A 23,078-nucleotide genomic window follows, 5' to 3' on the forward strand; every position below is an offset into this window, starting at 1 on the left:
TGCAACGAAAAAGCACAAGCCAAGCATTTTTCGTCCTTTTAAGTAACTTTTCAGAGTTTCTTGAACTCTTTGTCGAACTCTTTTTGAGATCCGTGAAAGGGAACTTGCTCTACTCGATGATTTATCGCTTCTCCATTTTCATCAAAATCTACAAATATATAATGAATCATATTCATTTCAATTTCTTGGGTATTACCATCTAAATAAACAGTACTTTTATGGCTCGAGCCCTCTACAAGTGAATCAGAGTGCATAAACATTACACTCAGATTGGAATGCTGGTGTTGAAACGAATAACTGGCATTAACCTTAATTAGTTTAATCTCAACATTTTTCAGCTCAGGGAAAGTTGATTTGATGTAATCACCTGCTTTCATGGCGAGTGAATGATGATTGATTTCAGCTACGCCCTCCCATTTTATATTGTCTGATGCATTTGTAGCGAAAGAAGCAGCCAATGCTAAATAAAGAATGAATAACCAGAAATTTTTCACAAATCTTCCTTGAAACTCTAACAGCGGTATTAGCGAAACCTTGCAAGGTAGGCTACCTTCCAAGCTTGAAGAAAACAACCGATTTGCCTGAGTCACCTAATTGTTATTATTACTCATTAAAACAAAGCACTACAAAGATTAAACGTTTACAAGGTAGCGTTGAATGGTTTGCCCCGCGTCTTCAAATTCTGAAGCTAATTCACCACCGTTGTTGGTAATCGTCTTAGCTGAAGACACATTACTTTTGTAACAGTGGATATGGACGTGCTTTACACCCATGGTTGTCAGCTTTTCTATCGACAACTGCATGAGTAAGTTACCCAGCCCTTTACCGCGAGAACTGGGCCGAATACCCAAGCCGACGTGTCCACCACAATGTTCTATCTGCGCATTTAAGCAATGTCGCAGATTAGTCACGCCTACCAACTCTTCACCCTCAACTAACCACAAGGTGGTATTTTGAACGGTAAAGCTCGGCAAGTTTTTACCTTGAGAATAATCGTCAAGCGTAATTAACAATTGGTCAAAGTGCGTGAAGTCTAAATCTAAGGTAAACGGGTAGCGCTCCTCATCACCTAACTCTTTGATGTATGCCAAGTAGCTTTGCTTATAACGTGATGAGGGTTTAACTAATTCCATATATTGGTGGTGCTAACGATATCAATTAACTTTTTGTGTCTTACGATCAATACAGCCTAAGTCTCGCTCGGGCGCTATGACGTCTCTTACACGTTGTTTTAACTCTGTGATTTCTGGAAACCCACCCATCGCTTTGCGCGACCATATCAACTCACCGTTGGCATAAATCTCAAAAATGCCCCCCGTGCCTGGATGAAGCGATAGCTCATCAACTTCTCCGTCAAAGGTCGACAATATTTCTTGTGCCATCCACGTAGAGCGCATTAACCACCGACACTTAGCACAATATTTAATGTCTATTTTATTCATAGCGAAACTCTTAGGAGCATTTACCACATAAGATCATCAGGTATCTGGAACTCAGCATACGGATCGTCTTCATCAATATCTGCATCTGCCGCTTTTTCATTTTTAAGCAAGACCACGTCAGGCATCAGCGAAGATAACTTGTCAGCCGTTTCTGCGGTCACAACATATGTGGTTTCATCTAAGCCACAAATAGACAAACGGCCGTTAACAAGCGCCTTTTGTGTTTGTTCGTTAACCATCAGCTTTTTAATTTTGTTATCGAAGGTATAGTTGTACTCAATTTCACCATCAATCTCTTTAATATGATGATGTGACAGTATTTGCGATACGCGTTGATGAAGCTCTTTTGCCTCGAGTGCTTTTTTACGCTCTTCGTTTAACGCTGCATCTTTTGCCTGCTTTTCTGCCTTTTGCTGTGCAATGCTTTGTTTTGCTTGCTCTTGCATTGATTCTTCAACGTGTGCACCACTGCGCTTTTGCTTATTTTTCTTACGCTTATCCGAATTTGCTTGGCGTGCTTTTTGTTTAGTGGTTAAGCCCGCTTTTAATAATTGGTCTTGTAGGGAAGCCATATAACGTCTCACTCTTTAAATCTGCGACAATGCTAACAAAAATTGCAGGTGTTATGCCATTCAATATAAATAGATACACGCCGTTTTGATATTCCGTAGACATTTGAAACTGACGTAAAAATAAGCAACTATAGAGGTGACATCAAAAATTATAATTAAATGAGTAGTATGGCATGTTAAAGACGTTAGCCATTGATGAATTAGAAGTAGGCATGTTTGTTCAGGAAATAAAACTGAAGAACAGTGACCACAAGGTGAAAAATCAGGGTAAAGTAAACTCGCCTCGCACTATTGAGTTATTGAGGAAGCAAGGTGCAGCAAGCGTTGTCGTAAAACTTAACCCTGAACAAATCGCTAAGTTAGAACAAGCAAATCAATCGTCTTCAACAACAGCTACTCAACTCGACAACACATCTGATTCCCCCAAAGGTAGCGTCTCGCTTTCCGATGAGTTTGCTAACTCCTGCCGAGTGTATGATGAGGCGACAGAAAACGTTAAAAAGCTGTTTTCAGAAGCAGCCTCTGGTCAGCAGCTCACCACAGAAAAAATATTAGTCCTTGCTGACGAAATTACGGAATCGGTTTTTCGTAATGAATATGCCATGACGATTTTGACACGTATTCGTCAGCAGGCGAATTACCACTGGGAGCACGCAATCAACACTGCCATTTTGATGTGTGGTTTTGGTTTGTACCTTGGTCTGAACAAGCCAACTGTGAAGAAAATCACCTTAGGTGCGTTATTTCACGATATTGGCTTGGCGCGTGTTCCAAAGGCAATTCTAGAGAAACAAGGGCCACTGACAACGAACGAAAACTCTGTTGTTCAAAAACATATTTCATGGGGAATAGAAATTGGAAAACGTGACAACATTTTAAACGACGTGGTGATTGATATGATGGCAAATCACCACGAGCGCTTAGATGGTTCAGGCTATCCTCGAGGTATTCAACAAGACAAGCTGTCAAAGCTTGCCCGCATCACCGCCATTATTGATGTTTATGACGCAATGACCGGCGACAGAGCTTATAAAAAAGGTATTCCGCCTATCGCTGCAATGCGCCATTTAATGTCTGAATCAGAAAAATTTGATCCGCAGTTAGTGCAAAAGTTTATAAAGTTCGCTGGCGTATACCCGGTAGGCTCACTGGTTAAACTGTCAAATGACAAACTCGGTATCATTACTGAGGGCAACCGAGAAGAGCCACTAAAACCCAAACTCAAGGTTATTTACAGTACCCAAATCAGTAGTTTAGTAACCCCGAAAAACTGTGACTTAACGCAGGAAGACATCTCTATTGTATCAGCTGTGCGTAGCGAAGATTATCAGCTTAACTTACCTAGACTGATTCGCGATATGACCATGTAACTAACCCTTTCACCTTAGAAACAACGCATAAAAAAGCCGCCAAATGGCGGCTTTTTTGTGCGTAGATGAACTACACAATACCGTATTGTGACAATGGCAATTCACGATAACGCTTGCCTGTTAACGCAAATATGGCATTGGTGATAGCCGGTGCCACAGGCGGTACACCAGGTTCACCTACCCCTCCCGGAGGCGCATCACTTTCGACAATATCAATTTCAGTTGTCGGTGTATCAGTCATTCGTGCCATAGGGTAGTCATGGAAGTTACTTTGCTGAATGACGCCGTCTTTAGCAGTGACTTCACCAAAGTAGGTGAGCGAGATACCGAATACCGCTGCACCTTCCATTTGCGAGCGAATTCGCTCTGGGTTCACCGCGGTACCACAATCAACACTAAACCACATTTTGTCGACTTTAATTTTCCCATTCTGTTCACTAATTTCAGCAACACAAGCTACGTAGCTCACAAAACTACGGTGAACGGCAATACCTAATGCTTTTCCTTTAGGACGAGGTTTATCCCAATCAGCCATATTCGCAGCACGCTCTAGCACGTTTTTCATGCGAGCAGTATCGATTGGATAAGCGTTTAGATCAGAGCCATAGTTACCGTACTTTGCATTTTCCGCAGCGAGATCAATTTGGCGATCCGTACCAATCAAAGACATTAAATAGTCTTTAGGGTCGGCTTTCATTTCATGTGCTAATTCATCCGCAAAGGAAGATACCGCAAACGCTTGGTTGATATTAGTTACCGAGCGAAGCCAACCAATACGGGTATGTGCAGTCGCTTTACCGGCATTACATTGAACATTGGCAATTTCAAAAGGCATATCAATTAAGCCTAAATCACCTTCAAAAGCGATGATGTCTGCCCCTTTGCTAAAGGTAGAGCTAATAGTAGGTAGAGCAACGTTGTGCTGCCAAGCAGTCACCTTGTTGTTCGAGTCTAGACCCGCTTTCAATTTTTGGTAACTAACAGCGTGATAGTAGCCATTTTGAATTTCATCTTCACGCGTCCACAATACTTTGACTGGCTTACCACGCATTTTAGAGAGCATTGCCGCTTCAACAATAAAGTCAGGCTTTGACTTACGGCCGAAACCACCGCCAAGCAAAGTGACATTAATATTGACGTTCTCAGGCGGTACTTGAAGCAATTGAGCCACAGTACCTTGCGCAGATTGTGGTGTTTGCGTACACGCCCAAACATCAAAAACACCGTCGTGGTAATGCGCTGCAGCCGCAGGCGGTTCCATAGGTGCATGAATCATCTCTGGCACGTAATACTCAGCAGACATGATCTTGGCCGCACTCGCCAGTGCCTTATCCACATCGCCACCATTGCGCAGTGTTGCTGCAGGTTTATCACAGCTATCTGCTAACATTTTCTTGTAACTAACAGACTCGTAACTTGCGTGTGCGCTATTGTCCCACTCAATATCGAGTGCTTCACGCCCTTTCATTGCCGCCCACGTGTTGGTTGCCACGACAGCGACGCCACCCAACGGCTTGAACAAAGGTGGTTCTTCAAGATTTTCCAAGCCAATAACGTCAATAACCCCTTTCACTTTTTTGGCTTTCGTTGCATCAAACTTGACGAGTTTTGACGCTAATACTGGCGGGCGCGCTATGACGACATATTCCATGTTGGGAAGTTGCACATCATAGCCATAGGTTGTGTTACCTGTTGCGATGTCATGGCCATCCACTAATGCGACATCTGATTTGCCAATAAAATTAAAATCTGACTTGTCTTTTAGCGTTAACGTACTTGGCTCAGGTACGGGTAATGTGGCTGCAACTGCAACCAATGAACCGAAGCTAACAGATTTACCCGAAGGTTTGTGAATAACCTGGTTTGCTTTCGCTTTACATTCTGTCGCTGGTACATTCCATTTTGATGCAGCAGCTTGCTCTAGCATGGTACGCGCTGTCGCTCCCGCTTCACGAAGGGGTTGGTAAAAGTTTCGAATTGAACGAGAACCATCGGTATTTTGGCTACCGTATTTTTTGTCGCCCAAGCCCTGAATAACGTTTATTTTTTCCCAATCAGCTTCAAGCTCATCAGCGACCACCATAGGAATACTTGTTCTTATGCCTTGCCCCATTTCAGAGCGATGGACAACAATGCCCACCGTGTCATCGCTGTTAATATGCACATAGACACTGGGTTCGAACTTTTTAACACCGTCTGCGGCAAATGCCTTAGGCAAACCTGCGACTTCAGGAAAATTAACCGCAAGAACTAGCGCGCCAGAGCCAATCCCCATGGTCTTCAAAAAGGAGCGACGTGAAACATTTTCTATCGTTTTCATCATTTCACTCCTTTGACTTCAATGGCTAAGTCAGATGCTAAATGAATGGCCTTTTTAATGCGTTCATACGTACCGCAACGACAAATATTGCCACTCATAGCGTTATCGATTTGTTCGTCTGTCGGCTTTGCGTTGGTCTCAAGCAAGGCAGCAGCCGACATCATTTGTCCTGATTGGCAGTAGCCACATTGCGGTACATTCAATTTCTGCCAGGCTTGTTGTACAGGATGATCACCAGACTCTGATAAGCCTTCAATTGTCGTAATTTTTTGGGCACCGACTGCCGATACAGGCAACGTACAAGAGCGCACCGGCTGACCATTTAAATGCACCGTACATGCACCACACAGCCCTTTCCCGCAGCCATATTTTGTTCCCGTGTATTGCAAGATATCACGCAATGCCCACAATAGCGGCATGCTCTCGTCATCATCGTATTGATGCGCTTTTCCGTTTACGTTGAGGGTGATCATAATCGTTTCCTAAAGCCCAGTTTGATTAGAATATTGAACCATCTCTGCTAACTGCTCAGGTGTATCTAAATCATACCGAGCATTCCCCATAACATAGTGGGTCAGTTTATTTTTGTAGTTAGTTAGAATAGGTTTAGCACCTTGCTCCCCATTTAGGCGAGTTAATTCGTCAAAATATTTTGAGGAAAATACCACCGGCGGGCCACAAACATCGTGTCCCCCCTGCTTCCAAGTGCTATTTGTTATTGTCCTCTGCGAATGCTGGTACGCTTGATACAAGCCTTGTAGATCAGCGAGTTCCAGCCGCCACAGATCAACCAGCAATAACATTACCGCGTTAAATCCTTTGTCTTTTATGTGCGCAACACCAGTCGCAATCGAGCTACCCATGCCTTGTTGCCAGTCGTTGTTTTTTACGATAGTTACCGGTAAATCAGCAATGTGCTCTTTTATTGTGTCTGATTCACACCCCACCACCAAAGTGACATGAGGACTGAACGATAATGCGAGTTTAGTTTGCCGACGAACTAAAGATTGACCTTGAAGATGAACAAGTTGTTTACGCTGTCCTAGCCGCGACGAATTTCCAGCAGCGAGAAGAATAACTGAGCAATCGGTCATGCTAGCGCATCCACGTTAGCTGCAGCAGTGTTTGTAAAGCACGTCGATGTAAAAAGAAAGAAAGGACTTGAGCACATAACCCATTGTCACAATTATCGTTATTATGGTTCTAGCATACTGAAACGCAACGAATTGACCAAACGATAATTGTAACGGTTAATGAATGTGATAGTGCTCTTTGTAGTTCGCTAGCGGTTTAGGTGTCGCGATGCCATACCCTTGAACAAAGTCGACACCCAGTTCATTAAGTACGTTAATCGTATCTTGGTTCTGCACAAATTCAGCGATAGTTTTCATTTCCATTGTTTTCGCCATCGTTGCGATCGCTTTAACAATCGAATGGTCACTTTCGCTTGTCAGAATCTCTTCAACGTAACTACCATCTATTTTGATGTATTGAGCAGGTAGGCTTTTTAAGTAGCTAAAGGTACTAAACCCTTTACCAAAGTCATCCAAAGCGATGTTAAAGCCAACTTCTCGCAGCCTATCGACCATTTGACGCGCTTTTTGCATATCACCAATGGCTGCCGTTTCTGTAATTTCGAAACAAATCGCGTCTGCTGGAAATTGGTACTGTTGATGACAAGCTAATACTTTGCTGATGAAGCCTTCATTCGTAATGCTATCTCCGGAAAGGTTGATAGCAATCACTTGTTTGTGCCACAGTTCAGGGTACTGTTGGAACCACTCAAAAGTGCGTGACACTACCCAAAAATCGACCTTATCTGTTAAACGGAAGCGCTCTACCGCCGGTAAAAATACATTAGGGCTCAGCAACTGCTCGCCTGAACGCAAGCGCAACAGAATCTCAATATGTTGTTTTTGCTCCTGATCTGAGTCAAGCGCATGGATTGCCTGATAAAACAGTGAAAAGCCATCATTTTCCAACGCTTTATGAATACGAGCAGCCCAGCGTGGTTCTTGCTGAAGTGACATCAATTGATCATCATTTTGGCTGAACAATTGATTGCCATTAATACCGTTATTTTTAGCGATAAAACAGGCTGCGTCAGCTTGTCGTTTCAGCTCAGTTAATGGTGGAGAACTCGATGTAATTAGAGTTGCGCCAATACTCGCCCCTATTTCAAATACTTGGCCCGCATAACTAAACGGTAGCAGCTTAAGCTCGGTGTTGAGTTTATTCATGATCGTTTGCACACTTTCTACGTCAACGTCGTAAAGAAGCACAGCAAACTCATCTCCACCGGTGCGTGCACATACATCCGTATCACGAACACTTTGGCGAATTACACCCGCAACATCACGTAATAACTGGTCTCCCGCTGCATGACCGGCGTTGTCATTGATTAACTTGAATCTATCCATGTCGATTTGCAGCAATCCGTGCTGAAGATCGTTATCTATAGCATCATGCCAAGCATCTGTGAGACGTTGGTCAAACTTGTAGCGGTTAAATAAACGTGTGACGTTGTCGTGATTTGCCTGAAACCTTAAACGTTGACGAAGCTTCTCGGCTTTGGTGACATCTCTTAAAACCACCGCAGTACCAATAAACGTCTGATACTTATCGTAAATAGGCGAGACTTGTCGTTCGATAGCCAGTACAGCGTTGTTCATATCAACATGAAAAATTGATTTATAGTGTTTTTGACGGCGTTCATATTGATTGAGCTTTTCGAGGATGTCAGCAAAATCTACATGATCCTCTGGTGCCTCAATAGCACGTTGGCATAAGTCATAGTCAGCACCAATCAGTGATGACTCTTCACAATTGAATAGCTGAGTACACGCTTGATTAACCGCAACTATTTTTCCATGGGCGTCAGTGCGAATAACAGCTTCTTTCAGCGCATCGAGCGTTGAGATATAGCTATCTCGCTCAAAAATGAGGTTGTTTAGCTTTCGTTCAAAGTGGCAGAAAAACGCAGTAATCCATGACGAATCTCGCTTACGGCTCGTTGAATCGGATTTAAGTGCGCTAACAATACGTTGCGATAACTGCCAACTAATTTGACGACGATACAGGTACAGTGAAGTGAGCACTACGCCGCCTACCGCCAAAAAAGCTTGAAAAGGGCTCATCGATGCTAAAAAGAACATCACGAGAGCACTGACAGCTAATATACTGAAAAGAAAGTAAAACTTTCGTTTTATGATATACAACAAACGTATCACAAATTTACTTAGGCCAAAAATTGCGCGCTATAGTAACAAAATTGTAATACGTTAGCCATACCTATAGGTCAGTAAAAATGGGCGCTCTGACCAGTTGAGCAGGTTAAAAATACGTTAATGAAAAACGTATTATTTAACAAGTTTTATCAGCGGAGTGTCATTTTGTTTCGCACTCTCAGACGCTTCAGAAGGTTTCACTTTGACCTCTTTAGTGTGCGATTCGCCGTTGTGGTATCTATGATATGAAAAACTTTCGAGTCCAAGTAACTGTGTAAACTTGTAAAAGGTCATAAAGTCATCTTTAGTGAAGTCGTCGCCATTTTTGGTTAACAAACCATCAATGTACATGGAATCGCCATTGATATTACAGTTGGCGATAGCCGAGTATGGCTCACCATATTCGTCTACGCGCAGGGCACGAACCATCTTCAATTCGAAACACCAATCCCCTACCTGAATATGCTTATTGATCTCGTCAGACATGCAAACTCCGTTTTTTTTATTATCGTGGCATGATTAATTGCAATAATGAGTAAAGGTGAGCTTTGGGAACGAGAACTCCTTTCATTCCGACAAACTGCTACTTCCTGAGACGGGCATGCTACCAAGCACCTTGTCGCAATATTATTACATTTGGTTCACAAATTTTCTAAACAAAATTCCATCAGAATTAATTATTAAAAGAAAACATTGGCTTATGTTTAATAAATTGCACGCTAATGCTTATAAAACCATCAAATATTAATGCATCAGAGCGTTATTGCCAGTATGCTTACAGGCAACTACCTACTGATAATGTGATGCGTTAATGAAAAACTTAAAACAACTATCTATCGCTTCTGTTCTCGTTATTCTCTTCTTGTTGGCCACTGTTTCAGGTTGGATCTACAGCCGTATTGACAGTGCCTTACCCAAACTTGACGGTAAAGTAACACTTTTTGGTCTAACAACTACCGCCCAAATAGAGCGTGATGAAAATGGCTTTGCCATGATAAGTGCGGAAAACCGGAACGATGCGGCAATGGCTTTAGGTTTTGTGCATGCACAGGAACGCTTCTTTCAGATGGATTTATTACGCCGAAACTCAGCTGGTGAGCTTTCCAGCCTTTTCGGGGAAGTCGCCATTGACTATGACAAGAAGATCAGAACGCATCGTTTTCGCGAACGCGCTCGCGATATCATTAAGCAGATGGAAAAAGCTGAGTTTGATATGTTGCAAGCCTACACTCGCGGCGTAAATCAGGGCTTAGAGCGTCTGGGTGTCACGCCATTCGAATATTTGCTACTACGCCAAACACCCGTATTGTGGCAGGAAGAAGACACCGTCCTTGCCGTGCTTAGTATGTATCTAGACCTTCAAGAAAGTGACGGCAATAGTGAAATTAGTGCTGGCATTATGGCTAGGCATTTACCGAAAGACGTTTTCGATTTTCTGACGCCACAAGGAAGCCACTGGGACGCTGCTATTGATGACACACATATAGCACCAGCTAGTATGCCAAATACCTGGCCAGTCGATCTACATGAAGCTACAGAAACCGCCGCGTTACCGATTACTGACTATGACAGCTATGGCTCGAACAATTGGGCAGTATCTGGCGCTCGTTCAACCACAGGAGCAGCAATCGTAGCTAACGATATGCACTTGGGTATTCGCGTCCCAAACACTTGGTTTAGGGCGTCTATCACATACAGGCAAAATGGTGAGCAAATCAAAGTCACCGGTGCTTCGCTTCCTGGCACTCCGAATATTGTTGTGGGAAGTAATGGGTCTATTGCTTGGGGCTTTACAAATAGCTATGGCGATTACAGTGACGTCATCGTATTAAAAACGAATGAAGATAAAAGCCAATATTTAACACCTGACGGTTACCAACCATTTAGCGAAAGCACTCAAATGATCGCTATCAAAGGTAAAGAATCTACTGAGTATTTGGTGAGAGATACTATTTGGGGCCCTGTTATTGGAGAAACAGCTGAAGGAGAACTTTTAGCCTATCGCTGGGTCGCTCACGACATTAATGCAGTTAACTTAACGCCAACACGTTTGGAGACAGCGAAAACTGTCGAGCAAGCTTTTGCTATCGCGGCAACGGCGGGCATACCGGCGCAAAATATGATGGTTGGTGACGCGCAAGGCAACATTGGCTGGACCATTATGGGGCCAATTCCAACAAAACAAGGGGATGTTGGCCAACTTCCACAAGACTGGTCTACCGGTGAAAACGGCTGGACGGGTTACCTCAAAGCTGAAGATTACCCGCAAGTATATAACCCAGAGCATGGTCGACTATGGACAGCAAACTCTCGTATTGTTGGTGACGAGATGTACGCAAAGCTTGGCAACGGTGGTTATGCACTAGGTGCACGTGCGCAACAAATAAAACAGCGATTGTTTGAGAGAGAAGCGTTTTCTGAGCAAGACTTACTTAATATCGCTCTTGATAGCGAAGCACTATTTATGAAGCGCTGGCAAACACTCATATTGCAAGAAGTATTAACGGATGAAAACCTTGCAGCGCAAAGCAATTGGCAACAAGCACGAGCAGTATTGGACACACCAGAGTTGTTTGCAGATATAGACTCTGTTGCCTATCGCCTCGCGCAAAACTACCGCCATGAACTCAAAGACTTAGTATTTGCTTCGCTTTCTGCCTATCTAACAAGTAAAGATGAGAACTATACCCCAAACGCCATAAAGCGCCGCATTGAAGTGCCTTTGTGGGAATTGGTATCTAACAAGCCCGAAGACTTTTTACCGGACGGTCAACGTTGGTCTCAAGTGATGGCTCAAGCAATGGATAACACCCTTGAAAAGCTGACTAAAGACCAGCCGCTTGAAGAAGCAACATGGGGTCTTGAGAACGCCGCGAAAATTGAACACCCCATGGCAAGCTCAATTCCTTTATTCGGAAAGTACCTGAATATGCCTGCCGATCCTTTACCGGGCGACACGTATATTCCTCGCGTTGATGGTGCTGGCTTTGGCGCGTCTGAACGTATGGTGGTATCACCAGGTAACGAAGAATCTGGTATTTTCCATATGCCAACTAGCCAAGCAGGTCACCCATGGAGCCCTTATTTTGGAAAGGGCCACCAAGATTGGGTGCAAGGTAAGCCTAGCCCGTTTTTACCGGGTGAAGCCAAGTATAAGTTAACCTTGCTTAGCTACTAAGACTTTGTGTAATTAATGCTTGCAACCGACGTATAGGCTAGATACATTAATCGCATGAACGCAAAACATACAACGCTTCTCTTTATTTTCTTTTTTACCTTGCTTAGCTGAGGGGCGTTTTTGTGAGAAAAATTCTTAACTAGCAAAAACCTCCTCTTTAGGAGGTTTTTTTTTGACTAAACAACATTGAAGGCAGAATATCGTGGAGCAAGAACTCGACCTAAACAAAATTCGTGAACAAATAACCGACACTGACCAACAGTTACTCGCACTGTTTGCCAAACGTAGAGCTCTGACCCTTAATGTTGCAAAAAGCAAAGCACATCAGGTACGCCCTGTTCGTGATCAGCAACGTGAGCAAGAGTTGCTGATTCGCCTGATCAACCAAGGTAAAGAGCTTGGCTTAGACGCTCATTATGTGACGAGTGTATTCCAAACGATTATTGAAGATTCGGTATTAAACCAACAAGCATACTTACAGACACTTACTAACCCAGACCTGCAAATGCCGGCTGTAAGCGTTGCTTTTCTTGGAGATAAGGGTTCGTATAGTTACTTAGCGAGTCATCGCTATTTCTCAAGACGCGCTGAACAGCTGATTGAATCTGGCTGCCAGAGCTTTGCAGACATCATGCAGCTGGTTGAAGCAGGTCACGTTGATTACGGCGTGCTACCTATTGAGAATACAAGCTCAGGCAGTATTAACGAAGTGTATGACTTATTGCAGCATACTAACCTTTCGATTGTCGGTGAGATTACACAACCCATTGAGCACTGCCTATTAACAGCGGTAAACACACGACTAGAAAACATTAAGACGATTTACGCACATGGGCAACCATTTACGCAATGCAGTAACTTCCTCGATAAGCAGCACGAAATGCGTATTGAATACTGTGACAGTACTGCAGATGCCATGGCAAAAGTATATGAACTGCAAGACGAAACGGTTGCTGTCATCGGTAGCGAAGAAGGCGGCCATTTATACAAATTGCATGCACTAGAGAAATCTATCGCAAATCAAGACGAGAACCACAGTCGCTTTATCGTGGTAGCGAGAAAACCAATTGATGTTGCCGAGCAAATACCAGCGAAAACAACATTTATTTTAGCGACAGGTCAAAAACCAGGGGCGTTAGTAGAATGTTTGTTGGTGCTAAAAGAAAAAGGCATCAATATGTGTAAGCTGGAGTCGCGCCCTATTCAAGGCCGCCCTTGGGAAGAAATGTTCTACATTGACGTGGAAGCAAATGCGAAAACTGTGGTTATGCAAGAAGCGATTGCTGACCTGACAAATTTGACCAACTTTATCAAAGTGCTCGGTTGCTACCCTATTGAACATATAAGTCCGACTAGCGTGCCAAGTTCTGCCTTATAGTTAGCTCTCCGTCACTAGCAAAAAACTTCGATAAAAAAAGCGCTCATTGAGCGCTTTTTTAACGTTATACGTCCTACTTTTCGTTACTCTTCAGACGTTCTAATTCCTGGCTAATGGCTTGTGGCGAGCCAGTGTTGCGACATAGCCAATAGTATGCGCCAGGCACAACAAAGAGTGTAAAGATACTCGCCAGTGAAACACCTGCAAAAATAACCACACCAATAACCATGCGGCTTTCATGCCCAGGGCCTGTCGCTATTACAAGAGGAATTGAGCTCGTAACTGTGGTAAATGTGGTCATCACAATTGGACGTAAACGCTGTTGCGCCGCGTTGATAAGCGCCGTTTCAAATGCTTCACCTTTATCACGTAATTGGTTTGCAAACTCAACGATTAAAATACCGTTTTTGGCTGCTAATCCAATTAGCATCACAATACCTATTTGGCTATATATGTTAAGGCTCATGCCCATATACTCTAGACCAGCAAGCGCGCCAACAAGTGCCAAAGGAACAGTTAGTAAGATAACAAACGGATGAATAAAGCTTTCAAACTGGGCTGACAGCACAAGGTAGGTAATTAAGAGCGCTAGCGCAAAAATAAATAGTACCGATGTGCCAGACTCTTTCAGCAACATTGATTGCCCTTTGTAATCAACTTGTGCTTCATCTGGTAAGTGTTCAGCAACGACTTGATTCAAGTAATCAAGTGCCTCACCTAAGGCATAACCATCAGCTAAATTTGCTTCAATCGTCACGCTACGCAAACGGTTGTAACGGTTCAACTGAGACGATGTTGCATTTTCACGAATACTGATAAGGTTTGACAGCGGTACAAGCTCGCCAGAGTCCTGTGAGCGAACGTAGATGTTATCGATATCCGTCGGACTGCTAAAGTCAGCTTCATCACCTTCAATAATGACATCATACTCTTCACCACGGTCAACAAACGTTGTCACTCGACGCTGGCCTAACATGGTTTCGAGCGTCTTTGCGATATCCCCGATAGGTACGCCTAAGTCGTATGCCCGATTGTGATCAATCTCTACGAGTAACTGTGGGAATGTTTCTTTGTAGTCGCTCTGTACACTCAATAAATTTGGGTTTTCTTGGGCCTTGGCGACAACAATATCTCGCCACCTAGCAAGCTCCTCGTAGGTATTACCCTGAATAACAAACTCTACAGGTTGGCTATTGCCCATACCTCGCAAGCCTTGGCGAATAATTGGGAAAGCACGCACATCAGCGACATCAGCTAGTTCACGGGTAAACGTTCCTGCAAATTCGAATGTTGAGAATTTACGCTCATCCCATTTAGGTAATCCAACAATGGCTATGCCACCTGTACCACCAAAACCAGGTACACGAACAATAACACGGTCTAAATCGCCTTTTTCTTGGTAGGCCAGTAATTTAGATTCTATTTGCTTCATGTTCTTCACATTATTTTCATAGCTCGCGCCTTCAGCACCGCGCATAACTACGAATAAATCGCCACGATCTTCCTTTGGGCTGTATTCGTTTGGCAACATCTGGAACAAACTATAAACGGCATATAGAGAGCCTGAAATAATTAACACAAGCATCATCGGCTGATGAATTGACGTTTTCAGCGCCTCTGCGTAAGAGTTTTCAAGCTTAGTAAAGCCTTTGTCTAACAGCTGCCCTAGGCTAGAACTGCGCTCTCGGTGTTTAAGCATTTTCGAACACAACATCGGTGTTAGTGATAATGCCGTAAGGCTAGAGAATATCACCGCAGCAGCTATTGCAAGCGCAAATTCAGTAAACAATCGCCCCATATTGCCTGATAAGAAAACCAAAGGCACAAACACCGCAACAAGCACCAATGTCGTTGCGATAACGGCAAACGCGACTTCTCGCCCACCTTCATAAGCAGCAACCAATGGCGGTTGTCCCTTTTCAATTCTCCGGTAGATGTTTTCTAGAACAACGATGGCATCATCAACAACCAAACCAATAGCAAGAACGAGCGCTAGCAAGGTCAGTAAGTTGATTGAAAAGTCTAACCAAGTCAGTGCCATCATCGAACCAATTAACGCAACCGGCACTGTAATGGCAGGGATAATCGTAGCGCGGATGTTTCCTAAGAAGAGGAATATCACCAAAATAACCATCATCATGGCGATAAATAAGGTGTTGTACACCTCGTCTATCGAACCTTGAATAAACACCGACGAGTCATAGCTATTGGTGATGGTTGTACCAACCGGCAATGACTCACGAATTTTACCCATTTCACTGCGAGCCGCTTTAACTACCTCTAAGGTGTTCGCTTTAGATTGCTTGATAATTCCTAGACCAACCATGTTTTTACCGTTACCACGGAACATGTTCTCGTCATCTTCAGCAGCAACCTCAACGCGAGCAACATCGCCAAGTCGCACTAACGTGCCATCTTCACCTTTGGCAATAACCATGCGGCGGAAGTCATTCTCAGAGCGATAGCTGCGTTCAACTCGAATCGAAAAGTCTCGATCAACAGATTCAATTTCACCTGCCGGCAATTCAATATTTTGGGCGCGCAATGTTGACTCAATATCATCAACGGTGACGCCGCGAGCAGCCATGGCAACACGATCAAGGAATACCTTCATCGCATATGTACGGCCACCGCCCACACGTACTTGCGCCACCCCATCAACAACAGCAAAACGATCGACTATATATCGCTCTGCGTAGTCTGTAAGTTGTAGTGTGCTCATTGTGTCACTTTGCATCACAAACCACACAATGACGTTCTCATCGCTATTGGCTTTGAAAACTTCCGGCGGATCCGCCTGTTCAGGTAACTGCCTCAATGCTCGAGAAATACGGTCTCGTACGTCATTGGTCGCTGAATCTATATCTCTGTCTAGCTCGAATTCAATGGTAATACTTGAGCGACCAACACGACTGTTTGATGTGATATTTTTAACGCCCTCTACACCACTAATTCTGTCTTCTAATACCTGCGTAATTTTCGTTTCAACGATGGCAGCTGAAGCACCAGGATACGAGGTGTTAATGCTGACTACAGGCGGGTCTATATCTGGATACTCTCGCAGTGGTAACAAAAAGAAGGCGACGACACCGAAGGTAACAATCAGCAAATTCAGTACGGTGGCAAAAACAGGTCGTTTTACCGATAAATCAGATAAAATCACGACTAGTTCTCCAGAATGTTAACGCTACTGCCTTCTCGCAGTTTCAACGCGCCTTCAACCACAACAGCTTCGCCTTCCACTAGCCCCCCAATAATTTCTACTTTGCCTGGTTTACGGCGACCAACTGTTACTTGCTTTCTGACCGCTTTACCTTCATTGGTGACAAAGACGTAGTGTCTATCTTCGATAGGGATAACTGCACTCTCAGGCACTTGAAGAACATTCTCAACGCTACGCTCTACGTTAATATTGAGTAGCATACCGGCGCGAAGTGCATAATCAGAGTTTGGGATTTCAGCACGGATTTTGACCATGCGAGTTACATTGTCAATGCGAGGGTCTATCGATGTAATTTTCCCCATGAACACTCGCTGACCATATGCGGTATTCGTTGCTTCTATCGCTTGACCTATTTTTACAGTGGTATAAAAGCGTTCTGGTACAGAAAAATCGACTTTGACAATACTGAGGTCATCTAGCGAGGTAATAAGTGCGCCTGATTCTATATACGCACCAACACTGATTTCTCTAAAGCCCAACACCCCATCAAAAGGTGCTGAAATAGTTAATTCGTTCAATTTAGTGCGAGCACTGAGCAGCTGAGCAGCTATTGCTTTAGTTTTCGCTTCCTGCTCATCTACTTGAGATTTTGACGTCGCCTTTTTCTGTAAAAGTCCTTGGAAACGATTAAGTTGAGCCACAGACTCTGCTAAATTTGCTTCAAGCTCTTTAATTTTTGCATCTTCTTCCGCATGGTTCAGCTTTACCAGGATGTCACCTTTACTGACTATTTGGCCATCGGTAAAGTACACGCCTTCAACAAAGTCTGCATTTTTTGAAGTAATAAGTACCTGTTCATTTGCGCGGGCGTTACCTAGCGCTTCAATGACGTCTTTGAACTCTTCTGTCTGTGCTTGAGCGACTCGAACAGCCACCGTACGCTGATGACGTTTCTTCTCCCCAGCCTCTTGCGGCCAATTAATATAAACAATTAACCCTGCTATCAGCAGCAAAAGAGTTAAAAACGGAAGACGACTTTTTATAGTTCTAGGCATAGCAGATACACACTCTCAATTTAGTCGAGCAAATTTATCAAAGTAGTGATAACCCAACGAGGCTATTCATCTGAAAATATAGGACGTTAAACGTAAAATTGTTACCAAGAGGTAAAATAAGATTAAAAATCGTTTGCTCTAAAAAATTCAGATATAATCTAGAGTTACCAACAACAGACAGAGCTACAGCTTTGATTAAACCTGCTCATCTCGCCATATTGGCTTTTGTTATTCTTGGTGGCTTAATGTGGTTTGCTGCCAGTGGTTCCATGCGTCAATACATAGACGACTACCAAAACACTGTTTCCCAGAAATTACCTAAAGGCAGTGAATTTTCGATACAAGACGTTCAGTTTTCTCGCCAAGATAACGCCGGCGCTATAACCGGAATAACCTTGAAAACACCTGTTTTTAACGGTGAATACGCAACCCTCAACATTGACACCATGCAATGGCAATATGAAGGCAGAAGCCTCAAGAAAAAAGTAGTAAATACTGAATGGGTCATGATTGAAAATGCGCAGTTTGAGCTTCCAAACCAAGCACCGAAGCAAGCGCTTAATGTACTAAACGGCTTTATTGAAGCACTCGTTGATACAGCAGAACAAAATCAGAAAGGCTTAGCGGGTCGAAAGGAATTTGAATTAAGTATCAACAAAGTCACCATTAATAACTTGTATATCACACTAAAAGATGGCGAAACCCCTATTGAGGAAGTTATTGACAGTAAATTGATTCACTCATCAGACACCCTTACCGGACCGAATCAAATGAGTGTCGCTGGCGCTAAAGTTATGAGCACAATAATATTAGCTGCTGAACAAAGCTTAACAACCCAAGGAAAATAATCAGTCGATATAGCATGGATGCTATATACTTAAATAAAAACAACAAGGACAGCATGCATGTTTAGCCTCATCAAAACAAAGACTTACATAGGTATACTGACGCTTCTTTTAGGTGTTTTTAGTGTGCACGCCCAAGATTCTGAAACGCCTAGCGGATACGAAATCACGCCGTATTTCGGCTATATGTTTGGTCCTGAAATAGGTGACGGAAATGGCGGCGATATCGACATTTCAGACGATGCACATTTAGGGCTAGCTTTTTCATGGCGCGATTCCCCCAATGGCCAAGGCCAAATTCTGATTAATTATGTGAGCCACGACTTCGATAATCCCAGTGACGGCGGTAAAGAAGATCTCAACGTACTTTACACGCACTTTAATGGGGTAGCTGAATTTAGAGATGGAAACTATGTAACCACCTTCTCTATCGGTTTAGGCGGAGCCTATATCGACACTGATTATGAAAGTGAAATATTCCCCTCTGCTACCTTAGCAGTGGGCACACGTTACGAATTTACACCGTTTTTCGCGATGTTCACTGAAATAAGAGGGTATGCCACGTATACCGATGAAGATGATGAAACGTTTTGTAGAGACGATGTTTGCATCGCAGAGTTTGATGATGCTATTTACTATGACACCTCGATCTCTGTTGGTTTAGCATTCGCTTTTTGACACTCTAAAACTCTTTGTTTCAGCGAATAAAAGCCAGCATATGCTGGCTTTTTTGTTGTTATGAAATATTAATCAACGATCAAACATTGCACTGATATCAGCAACTAAATTAATCTTCGGTCTCTCGATGATTCGTCCCATCTCCTGACCTTTGAACTTAACAATAATCGTTGGTGTAAATTTTACACCTGCGTCTTCAGCACGACCGTCAGGATCCAGTTTATGGTAGTCAAGTGCATACATTGTCACGGGGATATCAGGGCGTTGCGCAAACGCTTTTAACAAACGAGGTACCTCACGCTCGCTGTCATGACACCAAGTCCCAAAATAGACTTCCAACGAAGTCCCTCTAGGTAACGCAGTTAACTGATTTTTCTGCACTTCCGTTAACGCAAAGCTTGAGTGGCCGTTTGCAAACACGGCATAGTCAGTTAACAACTGTTGTTGGCTAATTTCCCCAACATAATCGTCAACTTTATTTTCCGTGGAAGCGCAAGCTGATAGCGCAGCAGCAAGCAAGGCGCCGCTGAAACATTTTATTATTTTTTGCATAGTATGTATGGCCAATTTTTTGTTGGTTAAATGCCTGCTACTTTATTTCATTAGCCTTTAGCAACATGGTTTTGCTTTCGGCGAGGAAAATATCAGCATAATCACCAAACCATTCCGAGACCTGGTTAAACATGGCGACAAACGCTTCCTTGTCTCCCATTTCAACATCTTCCAATAGCTCAAGGAATCGATAAGCGAAGCGCTTCATCATAGCGACATTATCTGAGTTGGCAAAAATTATATCAGAATATAAAACAGGATCTTGCGCAAATAAGCGTCCAACCATAATAAGCTCTAATCGATAAATAGGCGAGCTCATGTCTACAAGCTGTTGCAGGTCAGCCCCCTCTGTCATGAGATGATAACCGTAAGCAATAGTTGAAAAGTGACGCATCACCTGCACCATCGCCATCGCTCTGTCATGCTCATAGGCACTAACAGGGTATATCGTTGCGCCCCATACTTTAAATTGTTCCAGCAGCCATTGATACTGCGCAGCACCTCTACCCTCACACGTAATAATCGTTTGTTTAATAAGACCTGATACGTCAGGACCAAACATCGGGTGCAAGCCGACAACAGGACCATTATGGGCACGCATCATTTCGTACAAAGGCGATTCTTTAATACTGGTGACATCAGCGAGTATGCAATCATCAGGCAAACTGTTAAGGCGCTGAATAATCATAGCCGTAAGGCGAATAGGCACAGCAACAATAACAACACTAGCTTTCGCTAATATCGCTTCACTGTAATCCCAATCATCTTTCTCGATCACATGAACGGTGTATTCAGAGCGTTTGAATAAATCGACAAAAATAGCGCCTAATTGCCCTTGTCCACCGACGACAATCACTTCCTTGCAATTAGGATTCACACAGCGGTAGCCACTTTCATCTTGACTGGAATATGAATCTCGCATCAATCGACGCAGAACATCTTCTATCACATCTGGATTAATGCCCTCTTGCTCTGCTTGTGTTCGACGCATTTTAAGTAATGCAGCCTCTCGCTCCGGTGCGTATATTGGCATACCAACAGTGCTTTTTAACGCACCAACTTTCGATGTTACTTGCCGACGCTTGGCCAGCAGCTTAACAAGTTCACTGTCTATGTCGTCTATTTCGTCTCGTAAAACGGACAGCTCTTGCGAGATATCTTTCATAAGGCCTATGCAATTCTGCTTTTTAATGACTCAGCAAGTTTGACACTCGCTTGTTCAAAAATACCAACGGTCGTATCAAAATCAATACAGGCATCCGTTACCGAAACACCGTATTTCAATTGTTCTGGCGGTAAGTTAGTACTTTGGTTACCCGCATTAATGTGACTTTCCAACATAATTCCAATGATACTTTTATTACCCTCAACAATTTGGTTTACCACGTTTTCAGCCACTAATGGTTGCCGGCGGTAATCTTTATTCGAATTACCGTGACTACAGTCTATAACAATTGACGGTTCGAGCTCGCTACTCTTTAAGTCTTGCTCACACAGAGCTACATTGACTGAGTCGTAATTAGGTTGTTTACCGCCGCGCAAAATAACATGGCCATCAGGGTTTCCAGACGTTTTGATCAATGCGACTTGGCCTTGCTTGTTAATACCCATGAAGCGATGTGAAGATGCGGCCGACTGCATGGCATTGATAGCAACGTCAAGGCTGCCATTTGTACCGTTCTTAAAGCCAATCGGCATAGAAAGTCCACTTGCCATTTCACGGTGCGTTTGAGATTCAGTAGTACGTGCGCCAATAGCTGCCCAACTGAACAACTCAGCAAGGTATTGTGGACTTATAGGATCAAGTGCTTCTGTTGCTAGGGGCAAGCCTAACTCAACCAAGTAAAGAAGTAGTTCACGCGCCTTTAAAAGACCTGTTTCAACATCAAACGAACCATCCATGTGAGGGTCGTTGATCATGCCTTTCCAGCCAACCGTTGTACGTGGCTTTTCAAAGTAAACTCGCATTACCACGTATAAGCTATCTTTGTGTTCTTCCGCGAGCGCTTTTAATTTATGTGCGTATTCTTTTGCAGCATCCACATCATGAACGGAGCAAGGTCCGCTGATCACCAACAAGCGATGATCACGCTTGTGAATAATATCTGAGATAGCTTTTCTTGACGCTTTAACGAACTCGCGCCCGTCATTTGAAAGAGGTAGTGCATTTCGAAGTTGCTCTGGTGTAATCAGTACTTCTTCTGCATTAACGTGAATATCGTTCAACGTCTTTACGTGTGGTTGTGTGCCCATAATGTCTTCCAGTGAAGTCGTTAATAAAATAAATATAGAGTAAGGGGGTCAGTAAGCAACGCTTACTTAATAAAGCGGGTAAAGCGCAAATAGCCCAAATATCGGAGGCTTAGATAACTGATTGTATAGAGAAGGTTGTTCATTATCAGCGCTGTAGGTCTTGAGTAAATGTATATAAAAATGCCGAGTAAATACTCGACGTTAATTGCTGGTTATCCTACACGGCAAACACTACAACTGTAAAGTATTATTTTCACCGTTTGTACACTTAAGGTTACACCCATTGTTTTTATTGATTTACGGGCAATAAAAAAGGCCACTGAAGTGGCCTTTGTTGTTCAAAGTTTTTATCGAATCGTGTAATTCTTCACTTTATCGAAGACATACGGACCTTCAATAGCACCCCAAACTTGTTTGTCGTCTGAATCAAATCCTTGATCCCAACTTGTTAGCACATCACTTTGAATATCAACGTGTGACGTTGCATAGGTTGCACCGCGTAATTTGCTCGAACATAGCTTTTGGTCTGTAGAACCGACGAATGCAACGCCTTTATCATCTAACGAAATGTTGATATGACACCCTTCTCGTAATAGCAGTGCCTCAGGGGTTAAACCCGCCAGCTTTTCTGTTTTCTGCCAGGCACCCACTACCTTATCAGGATCCGGCATGGCATAGACAGTACTCAAAAATTGTCCCGCTGCTACCTTTTCCAGCTTGTACACTCTTTGTCGATAAGGCTTGTCGATGTCTGTTGCTACTGCCTGTTCAACGTACAACCAAATAACACTCTCACTTCCCGGCCATATTTGCGTCATTTCCAAATTTATATTGTAGAACTTTTCGTTAGTAACAGACTGCGCTTTACTGTTGAAAGAGCCCGTCATCCAATCAGCGAGTGTTTCAAGATCAGTTGCATGAGAAGCAATGGGGCTTAACATGGCAAGCGATACAAATAGTGCTTTAAATTTCATAGCTATCCTTGTTTTTATTGTTATCTCGGTTGGGGATAATAGAAGAAGACTATGACGTTTCGCAAGAGCGC

The 23,078-nt window shown here is 43.3% G+C and carries 20 protein-coding genes; 5 read left to right on the plus strand and 15 right to left on the minus strand.

The features are described from left to right. Positions 1-50: 50 nt before the first annotated feature. The 4 genes from ACFSJY_RS00550 to ACFSJY_RS00565 all read right to left on the minus strand — a co-directional run bounded on the left by ACFSJY_RS00550 (position 51) and on the right by ACFSJY_RS00565 (position 2,014). Positions 51-494, minus strand: coding sequence for a hypothetical protein (locus ACFSJY_RS00550; protein WP_386030025.1), 444 nt, complete (start codon positions 492-494; stop codon positions 51-53). A gap of 138 nt (positions 495-632) precedes the next feature. Beyond that, a complete protein-coding gene (locus ACFSJY_RS00555) occupies positions 633-1,133 on the minus strand; it encodes a GNAT family N-acetyltransferase (RefSeq protein WP_386030027.1) in 501 nt (166 codons plus the stop codon). Between the two features lie 21 nt (positions 1,134-1,154). After that, a complete protein-coding gene (locus tag ACFSJY_RS00560; protein WP_386030029.1) occupies positions 1,155-1,442 on the minus strand; it encodes an Rdx family protein in 288 nt (95 codons plus the stop codon). Positions 1,443-1,462: 20 nt separating this feature from the next. Continuing rightward, positions 1,463-2,014 carry a DUF2058 domain-containing protein gene (locus tag ACFSJY_RS00565; protein ID WP_386030031.1) on the minus strand — a complete coding sequence of 184 codons (552 nt, stop codon included), beginning with the start codon at positions 2,012-2,014 and terminating at the stop codon, positions 1,463-1,465. A gap of 173 nt (positions 2,015-2,187) precedes the next feature. Between ACFSJY_RS00565 and ACFSJY_RS00570 the strand changes: the two genes are divergently transcribed. Further along, a complete protein-coding gene (locus ACFSJY_RS00570; protein ID WP_386030033.1) occupies positions 2,188-3,384 on the plus strand; it encodes an HD-GYP domain-containing protein in 1,197 nt (398 codons plus the stop codon). A 70-nt stretch (positions 3,385-3,454) separates the two neighbouring features. Here ACFSJY_RS00570 and ACFSJY_RS00575 read toward each other — a convergent pair whose 3' ends face one another. The 5 genes from ACFSJY_RS00575 to ACFSJY_RS00595 all read right to left on the minus strand — a co-directional run bounded on the left by ACFSJY_RS00575 (position 3,455) and on the right by ACFSJY_RS00595 (position 9,417). Beyond that, on the minus strand, positions 3,455-5,707 hold the full coding sequence (locus tag ACFSJY_RS00575) for a xanthine dehydrogenase family protein molybdopterin-binding subunit (RefSeq protein WP_386030035.1): 2,253 nt from the start codon (positions 5,705-5,707) through the stop codon (positions 3,455-3,457). Further along, positions 5,704-6,177 (minus strand): (2Fe-2S)-binding protein, encoded by a 474-nt coding sequence (locus ACFSJY_RS00580; RefSeq protein WP_386030037.1) that lies wholly within the window; start codon positions 6,175-6,177, stop codon positions 5,704-5,706. Before ACFSJY_RS00580 ends, ACFSJY_RS00575 begins: the two co-directional genes overlap by 4 nt. A gap of 9 nt (positions 6,178-6,186) precedes the next feature. After that, positions 6,187-6,798 (minus strand): nucleotidyltransferase family protein, encoded by a 612-nt coding sequence (locus ACFSJY_RS00585; protein ID WP_386030039.1) that lies wholly within the window; start codon positions 6,796-6,798, stop codon positions 6,187-6,189. A 156-nt stretch (positions 6,799-6,954) separates the two neighbouring features. Beyond that, positions 6,955-8,859 (minus strand): putative bifunctional diguanylate cyclase/phosphodiesterase, encoded by a 1,905-nt coding sequence (locus ACFSJY_RS00590; RefSeq protein WP_386032183.1) that lies wholly within the window; start codon positions 8,857-8,859, stop codon positions 6,955-6,957. Positions 8,860-9,063: 204 nt separating this feature from the next. Beyond that, positions 9,064-9,417 carry a hypothetical protein gene (locus tag ACFSJY_RS00595; protein WP_386030041.1) on the minus strand — a complete coding sequence of 118 codons (354 nt, stop codon included), beginning with the start codon at positions 9,415-9,417 and terminating at the stop codon, positions 9,064-9,066. Positions 9,418-9,742: 325 nt separating this feature from the next. On the opposite strand from ACFSJY_RS00595, the gene ACFSJY_RS00600 reads away from it, so the two are divergent. Both ACFSJY_RS00600 and pheA read left to right on the plus strand, forming a co-directional pair. Continuing rightward, positions 9,743-12,109 carry a penicillin acylase family protein gene (locus tag ACFSJY_RS00600; protein ID WP_386030043.1) on the plus strand — a complete coding sequence of 789 codons (2,367 nt, stop codon included), beginning with the start codon at positions 9,743-9,745 and terminating at the stop codon, positions 12,107-12,109. Between the two features lie 202 nt (positions 12,110-12,311). Next, positions 12,312-13,487 carry a prephenate dehydratase gene (pheA, locus tag ACFSJY_RS00605; protein ID WP_386030045.1) on the plus strand — a complete coding sequence of 392 codons (1,176 nt, stop codon included), beginning with the start codon at positions 12,312-12,314 and terminating at the stop codon, positions 13,485-13,487. Between the two features lie 73 nt (positions 13,488-13,560). On the opposite strand, the gene ACFSJY_RS00610 is transcribed toward pheA, so the two are convergent. Together ACFSJY_RS00610 and ACFSJY_RS00615 are read right to left on the minus strand one after the other, a co-directional pair. Beyond that, positions 13,561-16,650 (minus strand): efflux RND transporter permease subunit, encoded by a 3,090-nt coding sequence (locus ACFSJY_RS00610; RefSeq protein WP_386030047.1) that lies wholly within the window; start codon positions 16,648-16,650, stop codon positions 13,561-13,563. Positions 16,651-16,652: 2 nt separating this feature from the next. Further along, entirely contained in the window at positions 16,653-17,705 is a 1,053-nt protein-coding gene (locus tag ACFSJY_RS00615) for an efflux RND transporter periplasmic adaptor subunit (RefSeq protein ID WP_386030049.1), read from the minus strand. Positions 17,706-17,896: 191 nt separating this feature from the next. Between ACFSJY_RS00615 and ACFSJY_RS00620 the strand changes: the two genes are divergently transcribed. Both ACFSJY_RS00620 and ACFSJY_RS00625 read left to right on the plus strand, forming a co-directional pair. Further along, entirely contained in the window at positions 17,897-18,553 is a 657-nt protein-coding gene (locus ACFSJY_RS00620; protein WP_386030051.1) for a hypothetical protein, read from the plus strand. A 57-nt stretch (positions 18,554-18,610) separates the two neighbouring features. Further along, entirely contained in the window at positions 18,611-19,228 is a 618-nt protein-coding gene (locus ACFSJY_RS00625; protein ID WP_386030053.1) for an outer membrane beta-barrel protein, read from the plus strand. 72 nt (positions 19,229-19,300) lie between these two features. Here ACFSJY_RS00625 and ACFSJY_RS00630 read toward each other — a convergent pair whose 3' ends face one another. The 4 genes from ACFSJY_RS00630 to ACFSJY_RS00645 all read right to left on the minus strand — a co-directional run bounded on the left by ACFSJY_RS00630 (position 19,301) and on the right by ACFSJY_RS00645 (position 23,007). Then, positions 19,301-19,780 carry a thioredoxin family protein gene (locus tag ACFSJY_RS00630; RefSeq protein ID WP_386030055.1) on the minus strand — a complete coding sequence of 160 codons (480 nt, stop codon included), beginning with the start codon at positions 19,778-19,780 and terminating at the stop codon, positions 19,301-19,303. A 37-nt stretch (positions 19,781-19,817) separates the two neighbouring features. Next, positions 19,818-20,945 (minus strand): bifunctional chorismate mutase/prephenate dehydrogenase, encoded by a 1,128-nt coding sequence (tyrA, locus tag ACFSJY_RS00635; protein ID WP_386030057.1) that lies wholly within the window; start codon positions 20,943-20,945, stop codon positions 19,818-19,820. Between the two features lie 5 nt (positions 20,946-20,950). Further along, a complete protein-coding gene (locus ACFSJY_RS00640) occupies positions 20,951-22,033 on the minus strand; it encodes a 3-deoxy-7-phosphoheptulonate synthase (RefSeq protein ID WP_386030059.1) in 1,083 nt (360 codons plus the stop codon). A gap of 347 nt (positions 22,034-22,380) precedes the next feature. Further along, positions 22,381-23,007 (minus strand): chromophore lyase CpcT/CpeT, encoded by a 627-nt coding sequence (locus ACFSJY_RS00645; protein ID WP_386030061.1) that lies wholly within the window; start codon positions 23,005-23,007, stop codon positions 22,381-22,383. Positions 23,008-23,078 lie beyond the last annotated feature (71 nt).

The organism is Thalassotalea euphylliae (genome assembly GCF_042682785.1).
Lineage (GTDB): Bacteria > Pseudomonadota > Gammaproteobacteria > Enterobacterales > Alteromonadaceae > Thalassotalea_F > Thalassotalea_F euphylliae.